At 48.8% G+C, this 20,753-nt stretch carries 21 protein-coding genes; 5 read left to right on the forward strand and 16 right to left on the reverse strand.

Annotated elements, in window-relative coordinates:
* Positions 1-40: 40 nt before the first annotated feature.
* Both lacZ and ACAN56_RS28580 read left to right on the forward strand, forming a co-directional pair.
* Positions 41-3,154: a beta-galactosidase, LacZ type gene (lacZ, locus tag ACAN56_RS28575; protein WP_379147103.1), complete on the forward strand. Its 3,114-nt coding sequence runs from the start codon at positions 41-43 to the stop codon at positions 3,152-3,154.
* Between the two features lie 218 nt (positions 3,155-3,372).
* Positions 3,373-3,948, forward strand: coding sequence for an acetylglutamate kinase (locus ACAN56_RS28580; protein ID WP_379147214.1), 576 nt, complete (start codon positions 3,373-3,375; stop codon positions 3,946-3,948).
* Positions 3,949-4,024: 76 nt separating this feature from the next.
* Here ACAN56_RS28580 and ACAN56_RS28585 read toward each other — a convergent pair whose 3' ends face one another.
* The 7 genes from ACAN56_RS28585 to ACAN56_RS28615 form a co-directional block, all read right to left on the reverse strand.
* A complete protein-coding gene (locus ACAN56_RS28585; protein ID WP_179091682.1) occupies positions 4,025-4,186 on the reverse strand; it encodes a hypothetical protein in 162 nt (53 codons plus the stop codon).
* Between the two features lie 239 nt (positions 4,187-4,425).
* Entirely contained in the window at positions 4,426-5,304 is an 879-nt protein-coding gene (locus ACAN56_RS28590) for a metal ABC transporter permease (RefSeq protein WP_076109369.1), read from the reverse strand.
* Complete coding sequence (locus tag ACAN56_RS28595) at positions 5,301-6,224, reverse strand: metal ABC transporter permease (RefSeq protein ID WP_038591630.1); 924 nt, start codon at positions 6,222-6,224, stop codon at positions 5,301-5,303. The genes ACAN56_RS28590 and ACAN56_RS28595 overlap by 4 nt, the downstream gene beginning before the upstream one ends.
* Positions 6,224-6,952, reverse strand: a complete 729-nt coding sequence (locus ACAN56_RS28600; RefSeq protein ID WP_076109367.1) for a metal ABC transporter ATP-binding protein — start codon at positions 6,950-6,952, stop codon at positions 6,224-6,226. The genes ACAN56_RS28595 and ACAN56_RS28600 overlap by 1 nt, the downstream gene beginning before the upstream one ends.
* Position 6,953: 1 nt before the next feature.
* Positions 6,954-7,919, reverse strand: a complete 966-nt coding sequence (locus ACAN56_RS28605; RefSeq protein ID WP_379147107.1) for a metal ABC transporter solute-binding protein, Zn/Mn family — start codon at positions 7,917-7,919, stop codon at positions 6,954-6,956.
* Positions 7,920-8,212: 293 nt separating this feature from the next.
* Entirely contained in the window at positions 8,213-8,986 is a 774-nt protein-coding gene (locus tag ACAN56_RS28610; RefSeq protein ID WP_379147109.1) for a DUF817 domain-containing protein, read from the reverse strand.
* A gap of 144 nt (positions 8,987-9,130) precedes the next feature.
* Positions 9,131-10,912, reverse strand: coding sequence for an SgrR family transcriptional regulator (locus ACAN56_RS28615; RefSeq protein WP_379147112.1), 1,782 nt, complete (start codon positions 10,910-10,912; stop codon positions 9,131-9,133).
* Between the two features lie 112 nt (positions 10,913-11,024).
* Here ACAN56_RS28615 and ACAN56_RS28620 point away from each other — a divergent pair, with 112 nt between their 5' ends.
* Positions 11,025-12,269 carry an MFS transporter gene (locus ACAN56_RS28620; protein ID WP_379147114.1) on the forward strand — a complete coding sequence of 415 codons (1,245 nt, stop codon included), beginning with the start codon at positions 11,025-11,027 and terminating at the stop codon, positions 12,267-12,269.
* 7 nt (positions 12,270-12,276) lie between these two features.
* On the opposite strand, the gene ACAN56_RS28625 is transcribed toward ACAN56_RS28620, so the two are convergent.
* From ACAN56_RS28625 to ACAN56_RS28635, 3 genes are all read right to left on the reverse strand, one after another.
* Complete coding sequence (locus ACAN56_RS28625) at positions 12,277-12,885, reverse strand: hypothetical protein (RefSeq protein ID WP_038591621.1); 609 nt, start codon at positions 12,883-12,885, stop codon at positions 12,277-12,279.
* On the reverse strand, positions 12,866-13,597 hold the full coding sequence (locus ACAN56_RS28630; protein ID WP_379147116.1) for a hypothetical protein: 732 nt from the start codon (positions 13,595-13,597) through the stop codon (positions 12,866-12,868). Before ACAN56_RS28630 ends, ACAN56_RS28625 begins: the two co-directional genes overlap by 20 nt.
* A 91-nt stretch (positions 13,598-13,688) precedes the next feature.
* A complete protein-coding gene (locus tag ACAN56_RS28635) occupies positions 13,689-14,879 on the reverse strand; it encodes a sedoheptulokinase (protein WP_379147118.1) in 1,191 nt (396 codons plus the stop codon).
* A gap of 180 nt (positions 14,880-15,059) precedes the next feature.
* Here ACAN56_RS28635 and ACAN56_RS28640 point away from each other — a divergent pair, with 180 nt between their 5' ends.
* The gene (locus ACAN56_RS28640; RefSeq protein WP_379147120.1) at positions 15,060-15,818 is read left to right on the forward strand and encodes an SDR family oxidoreductase; all 759 of its coding nucleotides are present in this window, start codon (positions 15,060-15,062) and stop codon (positions 15,816-15,818) included.
* Positions 15,819-15,981: 163 nt separating this feature from the next.
* On the opposite strand, the gene ACAN56_RS28645 is transcribed toward ACAN56_RS28640, so the two are convergent.
* Positions 15,982-16,314 carry an antibiotic biosynthesis monooxygenase family protein gene (locus tag ACAN56_RS28645; protein ID WP_038591615.1) on the reverse strand — a complete coding sequence of 111 codons (333 nt, stop codon included), beginning with the start codon at positions 16,312-16,314 and terminating at the stop codon, positions 15,982-15,984.
* 27 nt (positions 16,315-16,341) lie between these two features.
* Positions 16,342-17,124, reverse strand: coding sequence for a SagB/ThcOx family dehydrogenase (locus tag ACAN56_RS28650; RefSeq protein ID WP_379147123.1), 783 nt, complete (start codon positions 17,122-17,124; stop codon positions 16,342-16,344).
* 128 nt (positions 17,125-17,252) lie between these two features.
* Between ACAN56_RS28650 and ACAN56_RS28655 the strand changes: the two genes are divergently transcribed.
* The gene (locus ACAN56_RS28655) at positions 17,253-18,128 is read left to right on the forward strand and encodes a LysR family transcriptional regulator (protein ID WP_379147125.1); all 876 of its coding nucleotides are present in this window, start codon (positions 17,253-17,255) and stop codon (positions 18,126-18,128) included.
* Positions 18,129-18,304: 176 nt separating this feature from the next.
* Here ACAN56_RS28655 and ACAN56_RS28660 read toward each other — a convergent pair whose 3' ends face one another.
* The 4 genes from ACAN56_RS28660 to nirD all read right to left on the reverse strand — a co-directional run bounded on the left by ACAN56_RS28660 (position 18,305) and on the right by nirD (position 20,735).
* Positions 18,305-18,625 carry an iron-sulfur cluster biosynthesis family protein gene (locus ACAN56_RS28660; protein ID WP_379147127.1) on the reverse strand — a complete coding sequence of 107 codons (321 nt, stop codon included), beginning with the start codon at positions 18,623-18,625 and terminating at the stop codon, positions 18,305-18,307.
* 132 nt (positions 18,626-18,757) lie between these two features.
* Entirely contained in the window at positions 18,758-19,525 is a 768-nt protein-coding gene (cobA, locus tag ACAN56_RS28665) for a uroporphyrinogen-III C-methyltransferase (protein ID WP_379147130.1), read from the reverse strand.
* Positions 19,522-20,394: a formate/nitrite transporter family protein gene (locus tag ACAN56_RS28670; protein WP_379147132.1), complete on the reverse strand. Its 873-nt coding sequence runs from the start codon at positions 20,392-20,394 to the stop codon at positions 19,522-19,524. The genes cobA and ACAN56_RS28670 overlap by 4 nt, the downstream gene beginning before the upstream one ends.
* A gap of 29 nt (positions 20,395-20,423) precedes the next feature.
* Complete coding sequence (nirD, locus tag ACAN56_RS28675) at positions 20,424-20,735, reverse strand: nitrite reductase small subunit NirD (RefSeq protein ID WP_038599708.1); 312 nt, start codon at positions 20,733-20,735, stop codon at positions 20,424-20,426.
* Positions 20,736-20,753 lie beyond the last annotated feature (18 nt).

The following is a 20,753-nucleotide window of genomic DNA, read 5'->3' on the forward strand; positions in this document are numbered from 1 at the left end:
ATTCTATAATATGAATATAACAATATAAGGAGATGTTAAAGTGCGTAAGAAGCTAGTCTATCAGCCACCTGCCAACGGATATCCCGAATGGAATAACAATCCGGAGATTTTTCAATTGAACCGAATGGAAGCGCATGCTTCCATGATGTCTTTCCCGACTGCTGAGCAAGCACTCCAAGGAAATAAACAATCCTCCTCCCGTTATCAATCGTTGAACGGCACTTGGAAATTCGCCTTTGCCGAAACTCCTGAGAAACGCAGCAAGGATTTCTATAAATCAGATTATGACAACAGCAATTGGGCGGATATTCCTGTTCCTTCCCATTGGCAATTCCAGGGCTATGATTACCCTCAATATACCAATGTGCGGTATCCTTGGGCAGAGTCAGAACCGGATTTGAAGCCCCCTTTTGCCCCTACTTTATATAATCCTGTAGGTTCCTATGTACGTACATTTGATGTACCGCAAGCTTGGGACGGCCAGCCTGTATTCCTCAGCTTCCAGGGTGTGGAGTCTGCTTTTTATGTATGGGTGAACGGAGAACTGGTCGGCTATGGTGAAGATACCTTTACCCCGTCGGACTTCGATATTACAGCTTATCTGCAAGCAGGAGAGAATAAACTGGCCGTTGAGGTGTACCGCTGGTGTGATGCGAGCTGGCTGGAAGATCAGGATTTCTGGCGGCTTAGCGGCATTTTCCGCGACGTTTATTTGTATACCGCACCTCCCGTACGTGTTGCCGACTTTTGGGCCCGGACCGATCTGGGCAACGAGTTTGTGCATGCGGAGCTGAACGTGGACATCAAAGTGGAAGATTACTTTAGCCGCAAAGCTGGAGATTACTCGCTGCAAATGCAGCTTTATGATAACAATGGCCAAGGGATCTGGGCTGCTCCGGTTGCTGCTGCAGTATCTTTTCAGGAAGGGGATTTGCAGCAGCTTAAACTGTCGGCACCTGTAGCTCAGCCTCATAAATGGAGTGCGGAGAAACCATACCTTTACACCTTGGTGCTCTCGCTAGTGGATGGTCAGGAGGCCGTTCAAGAGGCGGTCAGCACAAAGGTTGGCTTCCGCTCCTTCGAGATTAGAGACGGCTTAATGAAGATTAACGGGAAACGGATCGTACTGAAAGGCACTAACCGGCATGAGTTCTCTTGTGACACTGGACGCGCATTGTCCGTAGAGGATATGATCCGCGATATTCATCTGATGAAATCCCATAACATTAATGCGGTACGGACCTCTCATTATCCCAATCAGTCAGTTTGGTATGAGTTGTGTGACGAATACGGTCTCTATGTAATTGACGAAACCAATCTGGAGACACACGGCAGCTGGCAATATGGACAACAAGAGCTGCATGAGGGCAATGTTCCCGCGAGCAAGCCGGAATGGCGCGCCAATGTCATCGACCGCTGTAATTCCATGATGCAACGGGACAAAAATCATCCATCCGTTATCATCTGGTCACTCGGCAATGAGTCCTTTGGCGGCGATAATTTTATTGCCATGCATGACTATCTGCGGGCAGCCGATCCTACCCGTCCTGTTCATTATGAAGGGATTTTTCATTACAGACCTTCGGAAGCGGCGAGCGATATCGAGTCTACGATGTACATTAAGCCTGCCGGCGTTGAACAATATGCGACAAACAATCCGCAGAAGCCTTATATCCTTTGTGAATACAGCCATGCTATGGGCAATTCCTGCGGCGGACTGCATCTCTACACCGATATGTTCGACAAATATGATGTGTTCCAAGGCGCATTCATCTGGGACTGGGTGGATCAGGCCATCCGCACTACAACTCCAGAGGGGATTGAATATCTGGCGTACGGCGGCGATTTCGGTGAATCCCCACATGACGGGAACTTTAGCGGCAACGGCCTGCTGTTTGCGGACCGGACAGTAACCCCTAAGCTGCTTGAGGTCAAAAAATGCTATCAGAATATAAAAGTCACCGCCCAGGATCTTCAGAAAGGTCTCTATCAAATCCGTAATAACTTCTTATTTACGAATATCAAAGAATATGATTTACATTGGAAGCTTGAATTGGAAGGCGTAACTTCGCAAGAGGGCTCTCTGCGGATTGCCGCTGCACCGGGAGAGACTGTCGATTGTGTCATTCCGTATGAGCTTAGTTCCATAGCCAATGATAAAGAAGCAGTGCTGACCTTGTCCTTCATTCAACCTGCTGCTGCAGCATGGGCAGATGCCAACCATGAGATTGCATGGGAGCAGTTCATTCTAGTTCCAAGAGTTGCAGGAAATCTTCCCGTTTCAGCAGGAGATCCCCTTCACATCACTGAGCAAGAGGAAGCATTGATCATTGCAGGAGCTGACTTTTCACTTTCTTTCAATACGGCAACCGGAGATTTGTTCTCTTATCAAGTCCTGGGCAAAGAACGCCTGATTGAGCCTGCAAGACCGAATTTCTGGAGAGCCGTCACTGATAATGATCTTGGCAACCATCTGCAGGAACGTTCCGCAGTCTGGAGAAAGGCTTCCTATGAACGCAGTCTTGTTCAATTCACTACCCGGACTCAAGAGAATCTTTGTTTCGTATCGGCAACCTACTTGCTGCCCACCAATCCCGTGTCCACTCTAATGGTCACCTATGAAATCCGTCCTGACGGATCTGTGGAGATTTCGCAGGAACTGAACCCGGGCAGCAGCTCGCTGCCGGAAATTCCCGAGTTCGGAATGCTGTTCGTGCTTGATGGAAGCCTGGACACTGTGTCATGGTACGGACGCGGACCACATGAGAACTATTGGGACCGGCAAACCGGAGCCCGACTGGGACGCTTTAGCGGCAAAGTCAGTGAACAGTTCACTCCTTACCTCAAGCCACAGGAATGCGGGAACAAAACAGATGTCAGATATGCTTCAGTTACAGAAGGCAGTGATGGATCAGGGATCCATATCGAAAATGCAACATCGCTGGAAATCAACGTACTCCCTTGGAAACCAGAAGAACTGGAAGCCAGCGATCACGTCTATAAATTGCCGGCTTCGGATAAAACCGTGCTGAGGGTCAATTACAAGCAAATGGGTGTCGGCGGTGACGACAGCTGGGGTGCACCGACGCATGAACAGTTTACTCTGCCTGCAAACCGGCCGTATAGCTTCCGCTTCACGCTCGCTCGAATTTAATCTGCCATTGCAACAAAAAGCGAGATTCCGCTCAGCGGATATCTCGTTTTTTTGTTTAGGGAAAACGTAAAAACCACCTTCTTTTGCAGCCATCTGTGAACACATAGGCGTAATCCCCATACTATGGGGATATAAGTATTCAGGGGAGGTTAGATTGTATGTATTCTTATGGGGGCTTTGGCCCCTCCGCAAATAGAACGTCTTACGCATGGCCCAATATGGCTCCTGCAAATGCAGGTCCACAGGTGATCTGCCTGACCAAAGCTCAGATCGAATTCAAAAATAATATGCGCTTATTATGGGAGCAGCATGTGGCGTGGACACGAATGGCCATCATCAGTCTTGTTTTCGGATTGCCCGATACCGATGCGGTACTGGCGCGCCTCCTGCAGAATGCGCCGGATATGGGCAACGCGCTTAAGCCCTTTTACGGAGAGAGTATAGCTAATGCTTATAGCAATCTTATCAAAGAACACTTGGTAATTGCTGCTGATCTTGTCAAAGCTGCGAAAGCAGGTGATACCAATGCAGCTGCCGCCGCAGAGAAAAAATGGTATGCCAATGCGGATCAAATTGTTGAATTTCTAGCCCGCATTAACCCCTTTTTCCCCAAAGAAGAGTTCAGGAAAATGTTCTACGATCATCTTGCACTAACTAAAGCAGAAGCAGTAGCGATGTTGAACAAGGACTACAACACCAGTATTCAGCTGTATGACCGTATCGAGCGTGAAGCGTTGATGATGGCGGATATGATAAGAAATTCCATACTCATCCAATTCCCTCAGAGGGTATAAACCGGATTATTGCTTCTTAAGCCTAACAAAAGCCCTCATTGCTCCGCTTCAAGGCGGAAACCTGAGGGCTTCTTGGTTATACAGACTCCTGCATATTATGCTGAAAAAGTGTCCGATACAGCACGTTGCGGCTCCATAATTCGCTGTGGCTTCCACGGTCCGCAATACATCCGTCTTCAAGCAGAATAATCTGGTCTGCCCGCATCACAGAGGAAAGGCGGTGTGCGACGATAATCATCGTCCGCTCGCCAGATAGATTATCAAGCGTGCGGTTTGATTTAATGAGAAAAATGTGGCCTAAATCCATATATTAGTGTAATGCTTGACAATCATTTTTGATAGTTATTATTCTGTGATAGCCTTGTGGACTCGGTAGATTCGGTTGCTTCAACCTAAAAATCCCCGTTCTATCGCCCTTGAGCAATAAAATGGGGATCTTCATATTCGTATGATACAAGCTCGCAACGCTGGCTTATGCTATTCCTCAATCACTGCTGGAGCCCGGAAAAACCGGGACAACACACCGCTTGACGGAGAACCCAGGAAGCTTGCTATAAATACAAGTCCGGTAGCAAAGGCCATGGAGCCTGAAATTGAGGTGTCCAGCCACACTGCAATATAGTAACCCGCGACAGCAGAGAGGACGCCAAAACCGGCGCTGAGCATCAGCATGACTGAAAGACGGTCTGTCCACAGATAAGCGGACGCAGCCGGGGTAATCAGCATGGCTACGACCATAATTGCCCCGACGGCATCAAATGAGGCCACCGTTGTTACCGATACAAGCGTCATGAACAGATAATGCATCAATACGACCGGAAGTCCAAGACTGGCCGCAAGCGCCGGGTCAAACGATGTAATCTTCCATTCTTTATACAATGCAAGAATAACGGCAAGAACAATAATGAGTACAATGAACAGCATTAGCGTTGCTTGAGGAACGGCACCTATCCAAGGCAGCTCCACTGTATTCCACGGAACAAATGTAATTTCACCCATCAATGCGTGTTTTACATCTAGATGTGCATTCCCTACCTTTGTTGCAATCAGAACTACACCGACTGCGAACAATGTGGTGAAGACTACGCCAATGGAAGCATCCTGGGCTACGCCGCGGGAGTGCAGGAATTGGACCAGCATGGCTGTCAGCAGACCGGCGATGATGGAGCCGATCAGCATATGTCCGCCGCTCAGCTGCTTGGTGATCAGGAAGGCAACGACGATCCCCAGCAGCACACTATGGCTGATGGCATCCGCCATCATTGCCATTCGTCTAAGGATGAGGAACGTTCCAATTATTCCGCAGGTTAAGCCGACAAGTGAAGCTGTAAGCAAGATCCAGGCTGTGTAGCTCATACCGCTTTCCCCTCCTCAGGCGTATGCAGATGTGCTGATTCCGCCGATTTTTTCTTTTGCGCCCGCAGGTGAAGAAGCTTCGCCAGCCAGCCTTTCTGAAAGCCAAAGACAAGCGACACAAGGAACAGCGAAGACGAGACCAGAACGATAAAGGGTCCTGTCGGCCAGCCTTTTCCCAGTGTGCTGACCCATGTTCCTGCGGCCCCGGCACCCCCGCCGAATACAGCGGAAATGATAAGCATCCGCTTGAAGGACTGGGTCCAGTATCGCGCACTTACCGGGGGAATAATCAGGAGAGCCGACATCAGGATGACACCTACCGCCTGAATCCCGATGACAATAACAAGAATCAGCATACTCATATACATCCCGTTCATCACCCGCCCGGACAAGCCCAGTCCCTTGGCAAAATCCGCATCGAACAGAAACAGCTTCCACTCCTTGAAACCGATCCATATGAACGCGATCACAATCAATGCCAGCACCAGCATGATCTTAACATCTTTACCGGTCATGGAAGCTGCCTGGCCAAATATGAACGAATCCAGACCGCTCTGGCCTCCGCCTGCCGTCCGGTTTACAATGGACAACAGCATGATTCCAAGTCCGAAAAAGATCGACAGCACGATTCCCATCGCCGTATCCTCTTTAATTTTGGTGGACGATTGAATCCACTGGATAAAGAGAAAACCGAGCACTGCGCTTAGCGCCGCTCCGGCGATCATTGCCGGAACGCTTTTGACACCAACGATCGTAAAAGCAATCACAATTCCCGGCAAAGCCGCATGGGAAAGGGCGTCGCTCATCAGGCTTTGGCGTTTCCAGTACGCCAGACAACCGATCAAACCTGAGGCGATCCCAAGAATTAAAGTACTGAATAATACCCAAAGTGTGTTAGGTGAGATGCCGGTTATATCCATTAGGTGCCTCCGATCCAGCGAAGCGAACCTCCATAGGCACGGTACACTTGCTCTTGGGTAAACGCCTCACGGGTACTTCCGTGGGCTACAATCGTACGGTTCAACAGCAGCACGTGGTCGAAATACTCCTCTACCGTATGTAGATCATGATGTACGACCATCACTGTTTTGCCCTGCTCCTTCAATAGCTGGAGTGTCGTCATAATCGCCTTCTCCGTCGCGGCGTCTACCCCGGCCAAGGGCTCATCCAGAAAATAAAGGTCAGAATCCTGTACCAGCGCCCTGGCCAGAAACACCCGCTGCTGCTGCCCGCCGGACAGCTGGCTGATCTGGCGGTGCGCGTAATCGGCCATCCCCATCTGGTCCAGGGCGTGTAATGCCTGCTGCCGGTGACTGGCTTTGGGCCATTTCAGCCACCCAACTTTGCCATACAGTCCCATCATGACTACATCCAGCGCATCCGTCGGGAAATCCCAATCCACGGAGCCCCGCTGCGGCACATAACCGATACGTGATTTCACCTTGGAGAAGGCGGAGCCGTAAAAGGATACGGTGCCCGACAGCTTGGGATGCAGGCCCAGCATCACTTTGAGCAGGGTCGATTTCCCGGCACCGTTCGGGCCGATGATCGCCGTAAGCGTGCCGGGCTGCACCTTGAAGGAAACATCGTGCAATACTTTATTTTGCCGGTAAGAGGCATTTAAGCCTTCTACTAGAACATCGCTCATCTTATTTCCCTCCCCCGCTGAGTGCAGTATAGATCGTTTCCACGTTATGTTTATACATTCCCAGATAAGTACCCTCAGCGGTATCCGCATTACCCATGGCATCGGAGAACAGCTCGCCGCCGAGCTTGACCTCCAGCCCCTTGCTCTTGGCTCCTTCAATCACAGCCTCTATGGATTTCGGGTTAATACTGCTTTCTACGAATACGGCAGGAATTTTGTTCTGAATCAGCAAGTCAATAGTATCGTTAATGTCAGAGACGCCAAATTCATCCTCTGTACTCAGTCCCTGCAAGCCTATTACCTCAATACCATTTGCCCTGCCAAAATAGCTGAATGCATCATGCGCGGTAACCAGTGTCCGCTGGGCTTCAGGAATCTGTGCCAATTTGGCTTTTGAATCCGTGTTCAGCGTGTCCAGCTCTGCGAAGTATTTCGCTTTATTGCTCTCAAAATATTCTGCATGCTCCGGGGCCAGCTTCTTCAGCTCCTCTGCTGCATTGCCGAGGGCCTGCTTCCAGAGGTCGATATCAAACCATACATGGGGGTCCGTGTCTCCCAGTTCATTTGTGAGCAGCTGGTCTTCCGGGATACTCTCAGCTATCGCTACTGTCGGCCTCGTTTTGCCGATCTCTTGGAACACCTCATGCATTTGGCCCTCCAGATGCAAGCCGCTGTACAGGACCAGGTCTGCACCGCCCAGCTTGGCTATATCTCCTTGAGTGGCATTATACAGATGGGGATCCACACCCGGTCCCATAAGACTCTGTACCTGTACTTTATCTCCGCCAATAATCGTTATAGGCTCTGCAATCTGTGAAATGGTCGTAACCACAGCAATGGTGTCTTTGTCTGTCCCTTCTGCTGCGTTCCCGCTCTCCTTCTCATTACAGGCCGTGATTACAAGTGCCAAAGACAGCAATGCACCCACACCTAATTTTCTCGTTCTCTCCACCCACAGGTTCCTCATTTGTTTCTCCTCCTGGTTCATAGAATAGATAAGATTCAATAATTTGCATTAAGGAAAATATGTTTCCCTGATGAAACTTATTTATATATATAAAAATAAAGGCATTTGTTTCTAATGTCAAACTAATTTTCACTAGGGAAAGATTTATGTAATAATAATCCAGTCCATCCTCATGAGCTGCGTTTCCAGAACACAACAAAAAAACAGTGGCAGCCATGGACGAGAATATTGTCCTGGACTGCCACTGTTTTATTGTACTATCGTGTCCCGTTTGCTTAATCTTAGCTGGACCCTTACCCTTTTGTAATACGGTTCGCTTTAACATGTTTTAGTTGGGCCACAATAATAACGCTGATGATCACCAGCAGGAACCACGAGCTGATCTTACTGAAGCTAACCACTTGCCAGGCTTGGTACTGGTCAGGATATTTCCAGGCATTAAAGAATGTAGCTATATTTTCGGCTAACCAGATAAAAAAACCTACGATGAAAAAAGCCAGTGTCAAGGGCATTCGATATATAACGGTCCGTACCCGATAGATGATCCAGGTTTTCCAAAAAACAATGAGCACAAGTGCCGTCAGCCACCAGCGAAAATCAGGAATGAAATGATGTGTGAAAAAGTTCAGATAAATGGCTCCTCCCAGTGATCCCGCAGAAGTAAGCCCCGGCCAGCCGGTCATGTCCATCTTCAGTCTACGCCATACCTGGCACATAAAACTTGCAACACTTGCATACATAAAACCGCTATAGAGCGGTACACCGAATATTTTCGTAAGCCCGGGCTCCGGGTATGACCATGATCCCATACTCACCTTATATATTTCCAGCAACAGTCCAATACAATGAAATATACAGATCACTTTAATCTCATCCCATGTCTCTAATCCACTGCGGTACATGAGGTACTGCACAGTAAGCAACACGAAAAGAATGGCATCATAACGGTAAACGAAAGGCACATTTATTACACCGGAAAGAGCTAAGGTCCCAAAGATCGCAATCGGAAAAATGCAGCTCATCGCCTGATGATAGCCAAAATGCAGAAGTTGTGTTATTGGTTTCAATGATGTTATCTCCTCACCGGCAGCTTTAGCCTTCCTTTTTTATTGAAGTATTACCGTTTTGAATTTAACATATAATTTATCGTTTTACAATATATTTTGATTGTTTTATGATAGAATAAACCTTCCTGAACCTATTATATGTTCTTACTTAATCCATATTTCCTTGTAGTCGATTTTGCCCCAGGCATTCATCTCGATCCCATGCAGCGACTTCTCATGCCCGACTGTCTGCACACTATGATACATAAAAAGCACACTGCACTCCCGCTTCAGCTCCGCCTCGATCCCGCGCAAAATCTGCATTCTCTGCTCCGGCTCGGCAGTTTCCAGAGCATCCCGGATTCGTCCATCGACTTTTGCCAACGTGGCAGCATCTAAATGGTTGCGGATATAACCGTTAGGAGACCGGTACATCTCAATTAAAGCAATCGAGGGCTGCCCGCCCAGCACTTCACCAACGAAGATCATATCTGCCTGCACAATCACCCCAGCTAGCGACAGTTCCAGAATAGGCAGCACATTTATTTCCACCTTAACGCCCAGCTTGCCGCACTCCTGCCGGATCCAGCGGACATCCTCTTCATTGCTGAAATACTCATAGGTGTACAGCTGCAAGACTTCACCGGCATAAGTAGAGGCTCGCAGCAGAGCTTTGGCTTCATCCAAATCAGAGCCATATGCGGGGTCATTCCACCCGGGATCAAAGCCTGAAGAAGTCACGGCTCTTTTACCCTGCAGCTCCCTAAGCATTTGCTTCCGGTCCAGCGCAAGATGAATCGCCTCCCGTAATCGCCTGTCTTGCACTACTCCGTTTTTGGACAAATTGAACGTTAGCAATGTACTGCCCAGCTCAGATTGGTTCAATGTCCGGTCAGAATCCCCCTTACTAAGCGCTTCAAAATACAGCAGCTGTGTTTGATCCGAAGACCGCTCCCTGCTCCGCAGCTGTTCTTCGTAATTAGGCCACACCCACATTTCAATCCGGTCCAAGAAAGGCCGTCCATTAAAATAACGTTCATTGGCCTCCAGCACCAGGATGGATTCATTATTCTCCGTCATTTGAAATGGGCCGGTGCCCACTGGCAGCCTGGCGAAGTCATGTCTCGCAGCTATCTGTTCCAAATCATTCGGGATGATCGAAAATCTTTCGGTGGCTATAAAATGCGCAAACAGCGCATTCGGCTCAGCCAGCTGGAAACAAACACTATACGTACTCTTCATCTCCACCTGCAGCACACTTTGTGCCAGAAAATCGCCGGCACTCCAGTTCCTGATACGCTCGAAAGTAAAGCGCACATCCTCCGCTGTCAGCCTTTTACCATGATGGAACATCACGCCCTTGCGCAAATAAAAGGTCCAGCGGCTTTTCGTTTCGTCACACTCCCAGTGATGGGCAAGTCCAGGCTTCAGCGTCTGCTGCTGCGGATCGTATTCCACCAATGTATCAAACAACTGGCGGATCATATGCGCCTCCGTTCTCCGGACAACTGTCAGCGGATCAAGATCAGGCACGGGCCTGTAAAAGGGAAACCGAAGCACATCCTCATCACTCCGCTGTTTATGCATGCCAAACTGGTCACCAAGCCAGCTGTGGAACTGCGTATGCAGAGATTCGTCACTACTGGCCTGCAGACATTCGAAGGCTTCACGAATCCGGCCTTGCTGCGCCCGTCTGCGCGCTTTTTCCAGAATCAGCTCTTCTTTGTCCCGGAGAAGTACAAGCTGTGAAGTATTCCCCCTGCCCAGTCCCGATTTCCAGTCAATATAACCATGCTCCTTCAGCTTCTGGACGAGAAATTGCGTATTGCGGCGCGTGCAGTCAAAGATAACCGACAGCTCATCCATCGACACGGGAAACCAGGTTTTATCCGGCTTTAACTCATATTGTTTATGCAGCGTTAAGTAATGATCTTCAATATCCATCATCGTCACTCCTCTAAAAGGCGAAACCAATAAATTAACTTTTCTATTTTACTACCACTTTTGTAAAAGTATAATTTGAGTCATTCCATCCGTAAAGAGGAGCGTGTATGAACTAATGTCATCCAACATAACGCAAGCGCAGCCGGTGCTATCCATTTGGCGCAGTCCGGCTTTTATGATTCTATTAGGGACAGGTGCGATCATGGCGTTGGGGAACAAGATCTATGAGCTGGCCCTCCCGCTCATCTTGTATGATCTCACGAAGTCCTCCGTGGTTATGTCGACGATGAGGGGCATTGAATTCCTGCCGAATTTGCTGCTCGCGATGTTCATTGGCGTACTGGTAGACAGGGTACATAAGAAAAGGTGGTCTTTAACGGCTATTCTGCTGCAGATCGTAATTCTCGCGGGGTTGTACGCGGCTATCGAAATGGGGAGTCATTCTCTTTGGCTGTTGTACATTGCGGGTTTTCTGCTGATGACCTTTGGGTATGCCTATTCTAACGCCCGGGTTGCCATGGTGAAGCAATCGCTTCCCAAGTCTATGCTCACCCCGGCAAATGCATCCTACAATTTCGTGACGACCTTTGTGGGGATCGCCGGACCCGTATTAAGCGGCTTGTTGCTCATCCTACCCAATCTCCATGTATCTCTGCTGATTACGGCGGTTGCATTCACCTTGGCCTTCATTACACTTTCCTGTATTCGAACCCATGAAGAGACCGCATCGCCTTCTTCGAAGCGAGACGGCTTCTGGAAAGAGCTGCATGCAGGCTGGATTGAATTACGCACGAATCGATTATTATGGACGATGACGATCGCCGTTATTTTTCTGAACAGCACGTCAGGGATGGTGGATACGACAATTATTTTTTTCGCAAAAGATGAACTGAAGCTAGGGAACGCGCTACTTGGCCTCGTTTTCTCGGCTGCTGGAATCGGAGGACTGGCAGGAAGCCTGCTGATCGGTAAATTGCGGGGTTATTTCACAGTTGGACAGCTGATTACGTTATCCTGTTTATGCGTCGGGTTGACGAGTATCATCTTTTATTGGTCGCACTCTGCTTATGTACTTGCCTTCGGTCTGTTTCTATACGGTTTGTTTGAGACGATAAGCACGGTAAGCATCTGGACGTTCCGCCAGGAGACGACACCTTATCAGCTAATTGGCCGGGTCAGCGGAATTACGGGATCAATCTTCAAGCTGGGGATGCCCTTCGCCATTATGGCGTCGGGCTGGATCTCTGAGCTGTCGGGGCCGCGCACGGTGTTCCTGATTACGCTAAGCATAAATATGCTTATATTCGCAGGTTGTCTGTTTAGTCCATTATGGAAACATCGCGGGGCGATAAAGGGATAAATCAGCATCATTTCACGCTAAAAACAATTTCAGTACCTGTCTCTTTGTTCTTGAATGGTCCGATGTATTCCTTAAATGCAAGGTCTATCCCTGATAAATCGTCAGGCAGCGGAGGGGAGACCACATAATTATAAGCGGCATGCCCCGTTGAGCTACCGCCATCTGACATTCGGCAGTCATAAGCTTCACCCAGATCAAGTTCAAAATGTTTGTGATGTTTATAGGAATGTCTGATCAGATCATCTACCGTAACATCCCAATCTATATTGAATGTAATTACGCTGGCATTGCTGTATTGCCGCAAGGAAGTCAGTGTATAGAAATATTCACCCTGCTCAATGGATTGAAGCACAGGAATATGTTGTCTGAATCCGGAAGGCTCAATCAAGGGTTTAAAATGCTCTTCACTTAACAAGGTTCCGAATACTGATTTTAACAAATCCTCGTAGAGTTCGAAATCCGCCGCCCATTTAGAGATTTGCTCTAAGGGAGGAAAGCCCGGATTATTGCCGGAGATATCTTTCCGCTGCTTGATTAGGGCACAGATTTTCTCGTCGATATCCATGATCCGTGCATCATAATGTTCGGTTGGACGTTCAAAGGGCATCCGTTTCATCGTTAACCTCCTTTAATAGAACAAACACTGACACCGATTCAAAATACAGCAGCCGTTTCTCATCCTCGTAAATATCCGGAGGAAGCGACAAATACTCTTCAGTAAGCAGATCCGCTTCGCTAAGGGCATCGGACCGCCATAACGTCAGACCAAGCTGAGGAAAAGTATAGGTGCATCCGGTTTCCGCAGGATTCCGTTCATAGGGAGATAATTGATCCAGAATAATTATCAGCTTCTCAGCCATGGTAGCAAATAGATCAATCCCGGCAAAACTGCAGGTCCACTCTTCCCCAGAATTGGCGATTTCGATGAATACCGCCGATCCGGCACCGTTATATTCTACTTTATAAAATAACGGAAATTCCGCTGCGGCTTTCGCGATCTCTGCTTCGGTCATTCCAAGCCGCAGCGGGCCAATGGATTGTCCGGGCAGAACAGGGATTATCCGGGGACCGGACTCCATTGAACCTGCACTCTGCGTGTAAGGAAGTTCTCTACGCTCTGCTTCTTCAGCATCACTAATAAACGGTATAACAGATTCCTGTGGCTCTGGAGCAGACAATCCGTATTTGTCCATCAGGCGAAGTTTATCCTTGCTGCTAATCTCTACCTCGCAGGTTTGATTGCTTTGTTCCAGCGTTATGTATTCTCCGGCTTCTCTGAAGCTGCTTAGGTAACCTGATCCTACCGCTGCGCATAATGCCGCACCCACTGCCGCTTCTTCCTGTGAGCTACTCAGACTAAGGGGAAGCCTGAACGCCGACCGGACTTTGGCACATAATACTGTGTTGGCACGCAGTGCGTTACCAGAGCCGACTATATATATCGTAGGTTCTGCCGGTTTTCATCCCAAGAGCCGTGTAGAATACGTGCAACTCATCAACCATCCCCTCCAGAAAGGCATGGGCAAGTTTGCCGGGAGTGAAATTGTCCAGCGAAATGCCTTCTATGCTGCCGCGCGTACCAGGGTTTGATCGGGTTCCAAGGAACTGTGAGTGTACCGTTAACCCCTGGCTACCCGCCGGATTATCCTTTAACAGCCGATCCATTATACTGTATACTTCTTCCGCTGCTTCTCCGGTATAAGCTTCGATGATTTGCCGAAAAAAATGCTCCAAAAGAGCGTAGGATTTGCCTCCGCTGAGTGCAGCACCTACCATGAGCACACCACCGCCGGGATAAGGCCGCATTTCCATTCCGTCTACTTGCTCCATACCCTCCGGCAGCAGCACCGACAGTTGGCTACCTGTACCGATGTTCAGCAGCAGCGATTGGTCAGGAGCCGGTACACTTCCCAGAAAGCTTGCCTGATTATCTCCTAGCGAGGTGTATACAGGAATTCCGTGAGATGTGAGTCCTACTACCGTTCCTGAGGGTACAACCTGTGGCAGCATCTTCGAAACAATTCCTGCCTCAGCAAGGGCTGTCCGGTCAAAATCATTTAGAAGGAAGCTGTAGCAGCCAATCGCAGCAGCTTGTGTTGCGTCGATTCTTGGCACATCGCACCCTGCTAACCTTAATGCCACATAATCGGCAATCGTACAGAAGCTGGAGGCATCATTCGGAACAAGATCATGCAGCAGGTTATAATAGTGTGTTGCCAGCCCGTAGCCTGGAGCGACCGGGTAGCCGGTCGATTCACTCAGCTTCTGCGCATAAGAAAGCGAAGCATCGTAAGGAAGACCCCCTCTGCCATCTTGCCAAGTATAAAGCGGACTGACATGTTGCCCATTTCTATTTATATATAGGATACCGTGCATTTGTCCGGTCAGGCCTATCCCGGACACATCCGGTTCCCATGATACCAGTTGCTCCAGAATATCTTCCACTTGCAGGAGAATTCTTTCAGGGTCCTGCAGCCTTTCCCACTCCGCTGAGCCAGTAGGGGTATTTCCTCCCTCATCCGAAATGGTATGAAGCACTGTTCGCTGCTCCAGATCATACACCAATCCAGAAATTGAAGTCGTTCCGATATCCAGCCCGATATACTTCACAATCGCTCTCTTCCTTCCCTGTAAACTACCATAATTATTTCCAGAATAACATAAAGCAGATAACATGCAAATAAACCTAAGGAAGTGATCCACAGGTACAGCACAGTGATTCTGCATAAACTGGATACCTTTAAAAGATACTAGCGTTTGGAAGATATTCGCGACATTGGAGGAATTCAGATGAGACTTCAGGACAAAGTAGCTGTGGTTACGGGGGCAGCTTCAGGAATGGGTAAGGCAATCGCTTTGCTTTATGCAAAAGAAGGTGCCAAGGTCGTAGTTTCAGATATTCACGAAGAAGCTGCTAAAGGCACCGTAGACGAAATCAAGTCAGCCGGAGGCCAGGCTATTGCAGTAAAGGCGAATGTAGCGTCCGAAGCAGACATTCAGAATTTGATAGATACTACAGTGAATACCTATGGCACATTGGATATTCTGGTGAACAATGCCGGAATTATGGATAATTTCGAACCGGCCGGGGATATTGAAGATGACAAATGGGACCGTGTCTTCGCAATCAATACGAACTCCGTAATGCTCTCAACGCGCAAAGCTCTCCCCATCTTTCTTGATAAACAAAAAGGGGTAATTATCAACGTCGCCTCGGCCGGAGGATTAAACGGTGCCCGGGCCGGCGCTACCTATACCGCTTCTAAACATGCCGTTGTGGGTTTCAGCAAGAATACCGGCTTCATGTACGCTCAGCAGGGAATCCGCTGCAATGCTATTGCACCGGGCGCAGTTGAGACTAATATTGGTTCTTCAATGACAAACATTAGTCAATTTGGTATGGGGCGTACCCAGCCAGGACTGGCCCTGAACCCGCGGGTCGGCAAACCGGAAGAAATTGCTCAAGTAGCGCTGTTCCTTGCTTCCGAAGAATCCAGTTTCGTGAACGGAACCGTCATCGTAGCAGATGGCGGCTGGACGGCTTATTAAACATCGCGAATGAACATGCCAAAAACCCACCTATGCTGAAATGCTGAGACAGGTGGGTTTTTGGCATGCAGATGATATTTCACTCCATCTCACTTAGCATCCGCTCGAAGATTTCGATCTTCTTGTTAACGTAAGACGGGATTTTTATAGGAAAATGAACTTCTTAAACTTCATTTAGGGAGTATTCTCTTTCTACTTTACAGATTCTCGTGATGTAATTTTCGTACCAATCCGTTTTCCCTTTTTCCTGTGCTAATCCATGCGCTTCGTTTGCTTTCCAATTTTTAATGGCCTCCAAGGATTCCCAGTAAGAGATCGTTACCCCAAAACCAAGCGAATCCCGGACACTTTCCACACCCAAAAAACCTGGTTGTTTGGACACCAATGTTACCATATTCTCTGCCATGCTATCGTATCCATGATCTCCTTCGGTACGTTGACTCGAGAAGATAACCGCGTAATAAGGCGGTTGTGGTGTTTTAGCAAAATTACTCATTATCTTCATCTCCTTCTCTTACGCTACTTAAGTAGGCCGTCTATCATGCTTCCAGCCTTTTCCCGTTGTTTTGCCGACGGATGCCATCAGAACAGAGAGATGACTGCTCCCGTCGATGCCCAGATATTCGTTCATGTTTTTGTCGAACCAGTGGCCTATGGTGGCTACCCCCAGCCCCAATCCGTTCCCGACAGTATGAAGATTCTGTGAGACATGACCTGCATCCCACCATATGTACCGATATGCCCGTTCGTTGTACTTGTCTTCCGTGCGTCCAACCATAGCAGTCCAAACAAAGTTAACGGCCGCCCGGCGGGTCATCTCCTGCTCCTCCGTAAACAGATAGGCAACCTGCGCTACGTCCTCCAGTTTTAACCCTTCCAAGGTCCATCGCTCCACATCCAGGTGATACAGTCCTTTTTCCAATCCTACCACGTTATTCACCAGCAGATAAGTTTCAATCGGATAAAGTGCTCCTGCGGAAGGCGTTGTCCGAAGTTGATACCCCTCCATATTTGCAGTGATTCCCTGTGTTCCCCAGAGCAATAGGTTTAATTCGTTCAATGAAAGTGGCACATTGGTGAAATTACGCTTAGTACGGCGGTTGTTCAGCAGTTCCCACAGGGCTGGAGCTTCCGGAAAGTCCGGATTTCCCAATGGGATATGCACAATAGCGTCTTCATACCGCAAATACGTAGGCGGAGCCTTAGAAAAGTCGTACTTTGCCGCCCAACCTTTTTCCAAATCGCCGACAGCGTAAGAGGTTGCCTGGATAAAATCATTACAGATGCTCTTCCACTCAGGATGCATAAAATATTCCTCCCTTTTTACAGTTGATTCACTGCTCACAAGGTAGAGTATACGACGCAGTATACCATTAGTGAAATTATGCTTTATTATATAGTTAATAAGTATTTACTAATGTCTAAGGAGGAAACATGACACTTACGCAGCTACAAGTTCTAATTGCAGTATCGGAGCACAAAAATTTTACCAGAGCGGCAGATGCATTGGGGTTTACGCAGTCGGCGGTATCGCAAATGATCAACAGTCTGGAGAAGGAATTGGGAATCTTGTTGTTTCACCGCAACCGGCGCGGCATCTCCACGAGCTACATCGGTGAACGGATGATTCAGCATGCCCGGGAAATTTTGCGTATTACATCATGCATGAGAGAGGAATCCTCTGCTTCCTTGGGATTGGAAGCGGGAACACTTCGCATCGGAGTCATTCCCAGTGTATCCGCTAAGGTGCTTCCCGGCTTAATCGGTTCGTTCCGGGAGCTGTTTCCTCAGATTGATATTGTCTTGTTTGAGGGGAGCTACGAAGAGATTCACAGCTGGATCTCCGGCTCCGTAATAGATGTCGGCTTTACCACCACGCCTGATAAAGAGCTACAGGCGTTTCCGTTGCTTCAGGATCAAATGAAGGTGTTTGTTTCAAACGATAGTCCGCTGAAAGACGAACCGTTTCTCACTTTCGAGCAACTGAGGGGCAAATGCTTTATTATGGTTAAAGACTATGGCATCCAAAAACTGTTACAGGAGCATGGCAATGTACCGAACATCACCTTCGAGGTGAGGGATCCGGCCACAATCCTCTCCATGGTGCAGGAAAGGGTCGGGGTCACCATCCTGCCCGAACTGTTCATGCCGGAGGTATTGCCAAAAGTGACGGCTGTTCCCCTTCGACCAGCCATAACTCGCGAGGTCGTACTTGCCGTACGTGACTTTCAGTACGTTTCTCCGGTGGCCGCAGAATTTATTGTACACAGTCAAAATTATATGAAGAAAGTGGAAACAGCTGGACTCTGAGAGATTGAGCCTGCCTGGCATCATAAGGAATACACTTTACATAAATTCCAGGAGTACATCGCCGGCAAAGGGACCCAGTTCTTATCCCGAGGAGGATAATAACCGGGCCCCTTACAACAGAAAAACCGCGCAGAGCGCGGATTCTTAAAGGACTATGTTCTTGTCATCTGACAAATTTATTGCCGCGCATCTCTCACTCTGATATTGCTTCCGAATAAAGTGGAATCGCTTGTCAGCTTGTAGGATGGATAAAGTTCGTCGGCCTCCAGAGTCATCACCTCATCAAATAATGATTCCTGCTGGCGGTCGCAGAGAAAGACGAAGGGTTGCTGCTGGAAGACGATATCCGTTGTATTAGGTTCATTTACGATCAACAAAACCAAAACACCGTTGCAGCCGCAATCTTCCGTGTCATAGAACAATTTGAAGGATCCGGGTTTATCATTAAGACTTTCTTCAAGTCGTCCGGAAGTTAAGGGATCCAGTTGAATTTGCATATCCTCCACTCTCCTTTAGAGCAGGTTGCTCCTAAATAGATTATGGAATAAGTATAGATTTTATATTCAACCGGGGCCTGTGACTGCACTCACTTACATCTTGACAGTTCCTAAAAATTATAATCCATGCGATTATCCAATTTGCGAACGTGCGGCATTCTCCAGAGCCAGCAGCTGTTCCCTCACTTTCACCGCTTCACCGATGATAATAAGTGCCGGATTGCTGATCTTCATAACCGTGGCCAGCTTGTCGATGTTGCCAAGCGTACCGGTCACCGTCCGCTCACGGGCTGTAGTCCCATTCTCGATCAGCGCTACAGGAGTTGCAGCATCCTTCCCATGCTTCAGCAGCTGTTCGCGGATCCCGCTCAATTGGCTCACCCCCATGTAAATGACAAGGGTATCCACGCTGTGAGCAAGCGCATCCCAACGGACAGGAGCAGCATGATCGTGACAGCGGCTGCCGGTTACGATGGCAAATGAGGCGGCGAGGCCGCGATGAGTCAAAGGAATTCCAACGGAAGCCGCTGCACCGATGGCCGAAGTAATGCCGGGAATGACCTCGTAGGGAATTCCCGCAGCAGCAGAGGCAAGCGCTTCTTCCCCGCCCCGTCCGAAGACGAAGGGATCGCCGCCCTTTAAACGGACGACATGGCTGCCGGCGGAAGCATGTTTAATCATCAGCCTTTCAATGCCATCCTGCGGCATAGAATGCTGGCCCGGCGCTTTGCCGCAATAGATGCGCAGTGCCTCCTTCCTGCCATAAGCGAGCAATTCTTCATTCACCAGCCGGTCATAGAGAATAACATCCGCAGTCTGAATGCGCCGCAGCGCTTTGACCGTAATCAGCTCCGGGTCCCCCGGTCCTGCTCCAACAATACTTATGCTTCCCTGTTTCATAGGCCTTTCTCCAATGCTGCCGTGCTTGAGATAACAGCATCTCCCCGTCCGGACGGCTGATCCGCAGCGGAAGAAGCTCCGGACTTAAAGCTTTTTTGAGAAAGATAGAACAGCAGGCCAGTAAACAGCACCCCGCCGAGAAAATTCCCGAGCAGAACGGGGATACCATTCCAGATCCACCAGTCTCCAAAGCTGACTTTTGCCCCTAGCAGCATTCCGGCAGGAATCACGAACATATTGACCACCGTGTGCTCAAAGCCTTGACCGAAGAACGTTAGGATCGGCAGCCACATCGCCAGTATTTTTCCGGCTGTGGATTTAGAGGTCATTGCCATCACTGCCCCGAGCGTAACCATCCAGTTGCAGAGCATCGCCTTGATAAAGGCGAGCGTCATCCCTTCTGCCCCCATACTCTTATAGGCTGATGTTTTGCCTTCACTTGTTGTGATCAACATCTGAATTAGCGGATTTGACATATCGGTCCCCATTTTTGTAATAGTGAGGCCATATAATGCCGCATATACTGCACAGCCAATTAAGTGACCGATAATTACCCAGAAGAAATTGTTCAGCATCCGGCCGGGAGACGTCTTTTTCTCCAGCACCGCCAGCGGAATCAAAGCAAAGCTGCCGGTAACGAGCTCCAGTCCAAGCAGAATAATCATTACAAAGCCGACAGGGAATAAAAGTGCTCCGATCATAGGTATCTTGGTTTGGGCTGTTGCTGTAAAAGCTAAGGTAGTCGCACACGCCAGTATCGCTCCGCCGAGGCTGCCGCGTACAATAAGCTGCATGATGCTCAGCTCTGCTTTGGCCTTGCCGGCTTCGATCATTGCGGACAACACTTCACTAGGCTTCACGTAATCCATGATCATTCCCCCTGTAATCATTATTTGTACTAGATAGTCAGATAGATGTGCCCGCTGCTGTGGTCTACCTCCACCTCATAGGTTGTCACATGACCGGAATCGGGTGCCTGTACAGCACCGCTATGAAGGTCAATCCGCCAGTCGTGGAGCGGACAGTGCACCTTTGAACCGCAGACCATACCTTCCGATAAGACGCCGCCTTTGTGCGGGCATTTGTTCTCAACAGCCAGCACCTCACCACCGGAGAGACGGAACAAGGCTATCTCCTTGTCTCCCACCTTGAACTTGCGCGAGCCTCTGATGTCGATATCCGTCAAATTGCCAACAAGCATTTTGGTCATAGTCATAGCAGTGGCCTC

Origin of the sequence: Paenibacillus paludis (assembly GCF_042610515.1) — a bacterium.
In the GTDB taxonomy this organism is placed as follows: domain Bacteria; phylum Bacillota; class Bacilli; order Paenibacillales; family Paenibacillaceae; genus Paenibacillus_AQ.

What these genes read in the sequence shown, in the direction of transcription:
- ACAN56_RS28580 (WP_379147214.1), top strand. Translation starts at nt 3,373, where the DNA reads ATGGCTCCTGCAAATGCAGGTCCACAGGTGATCTGCCTGACCAAAGCT.
- ACAN56_RS28585 (WP_179091682.1), bottom strand. Translation starts at nt 4,186, where the DNA reads ATGATTATCGTCGCACACCGCCTTTCCTCTGTGATGCGGGCAGACCAG.
- ACAN56_RS28590 (WP_076109369.1), bottom strand. Translation starts at nt 5,304, where the DNA reads ATGAGCTACACAGCCTGGATCTTGCTTACAGCTTCACTTGTCGGCTTA.
- ACAN56_RS28595 (WP_038591630.1), bottom strand. Translation starts at nt 6,224, where the DNA reads ATGGATATAACCGGCATCTCACCTAACACACTTTGGGTATTATTCAGT.
- ACAN56_RS28600 (WP_076109367.1), bottom strand. Translation starts at nt 6,952, where the DNA reads ATGAGCGATGTTCTAGTAGAAGGCTTAAATGCCTCTTACCGGCAAAAT.
- ACAN56_RS28605 (WP_379147107.1), bottom strand. Translation starts at nt 7,919, where the DNA reads ATGAGGAACCTGTGGGTGGAGAGAACGAGAAAATTAGGTGTGGGTGCA.
- ACAN56_RS28615 (WP_379147112.1), bottom strand. Translation starts at nt 10,912, where the DNA reads ATGATGGATATTGAAGATCATTACTTAACGCTGCATAAACAATATGAG.
- ACAN56_RS28620 (WP_379147114.1), top strand. Translation starts at nt 11,025, where the DNA reads ATGTCATCCAACATAACGCAAGCGCAGCCGGTGCTATCCATTTGGCGC.
- ACAN56_RS28625 (WP_038591621.1), bottom strand. Translation starts at nt 12,885, where the DNA reads ATGAAACGGATGCCCTTTGAACGTCCAACCGAACATTATGATGCACGG.
- ACAN56_RS28640 (WP_379147120.1), top strand. Translation starts at nt 15,060, where the DNA reads ATGAGACTTCAGGACAAAGTAGCTGTGGTTACGGGGGCAGCTTCAGGA.
- ACAN56_RS28645 (WP_038591615.1), bottom strand. Translation starts at nt 16,314, where the DNA reads ATGAGTAATTTTGCTAAAACACCACAACCGCCTTATTACGCGGTTATC.
- ACAN56_RS28650 (WP_379147123.1), bottom strand. Translation starts at nt 17,124, where the DNA reads ATGCATCCTGAGTGGAAGAGCATCTGTAATGATTTTATCCAGGCAACC.
- ACAN56_RS28655 (WP_379147125.1), top strand. Translation starts at nt 17,253, where the DNA reads ATGACACTTACGCAGCTACAAGTTCTAATTGCAGTATCGGAGCACAAA.
- ACAN56_RS28660 (WP_379147127.1), bottom strand. Translation starts at nt 18,625, where the DNA reads ATGCAAATTCAACTGGATCCCTTAACTTCCGGACGACTTGAAGAAAGT.
- cobA (WP_379147130.1), bottom strand. Translation starts at nt 19,525, where the DNA reads ATGAAACAGGGAAGCATAAGTATTGTTGGAGCAGGACCGGGGGACCCG.
- ACAN56_RS28670 (WP_379147132.1), bottom strand. Translation starts at nt 20,394, where the DNA reads ATGGATTACGTGAAGCCTAGTGAAGTGTTGTCCGCAATGATCGAAGCC.
- nirD (WP_038599708.1), bottom strand. Translation starts at nt 20,735, where the DNA reads ATGACCAAAATGCTTGTTGGCAATTTGACGGATATCGACATCAGAGGC.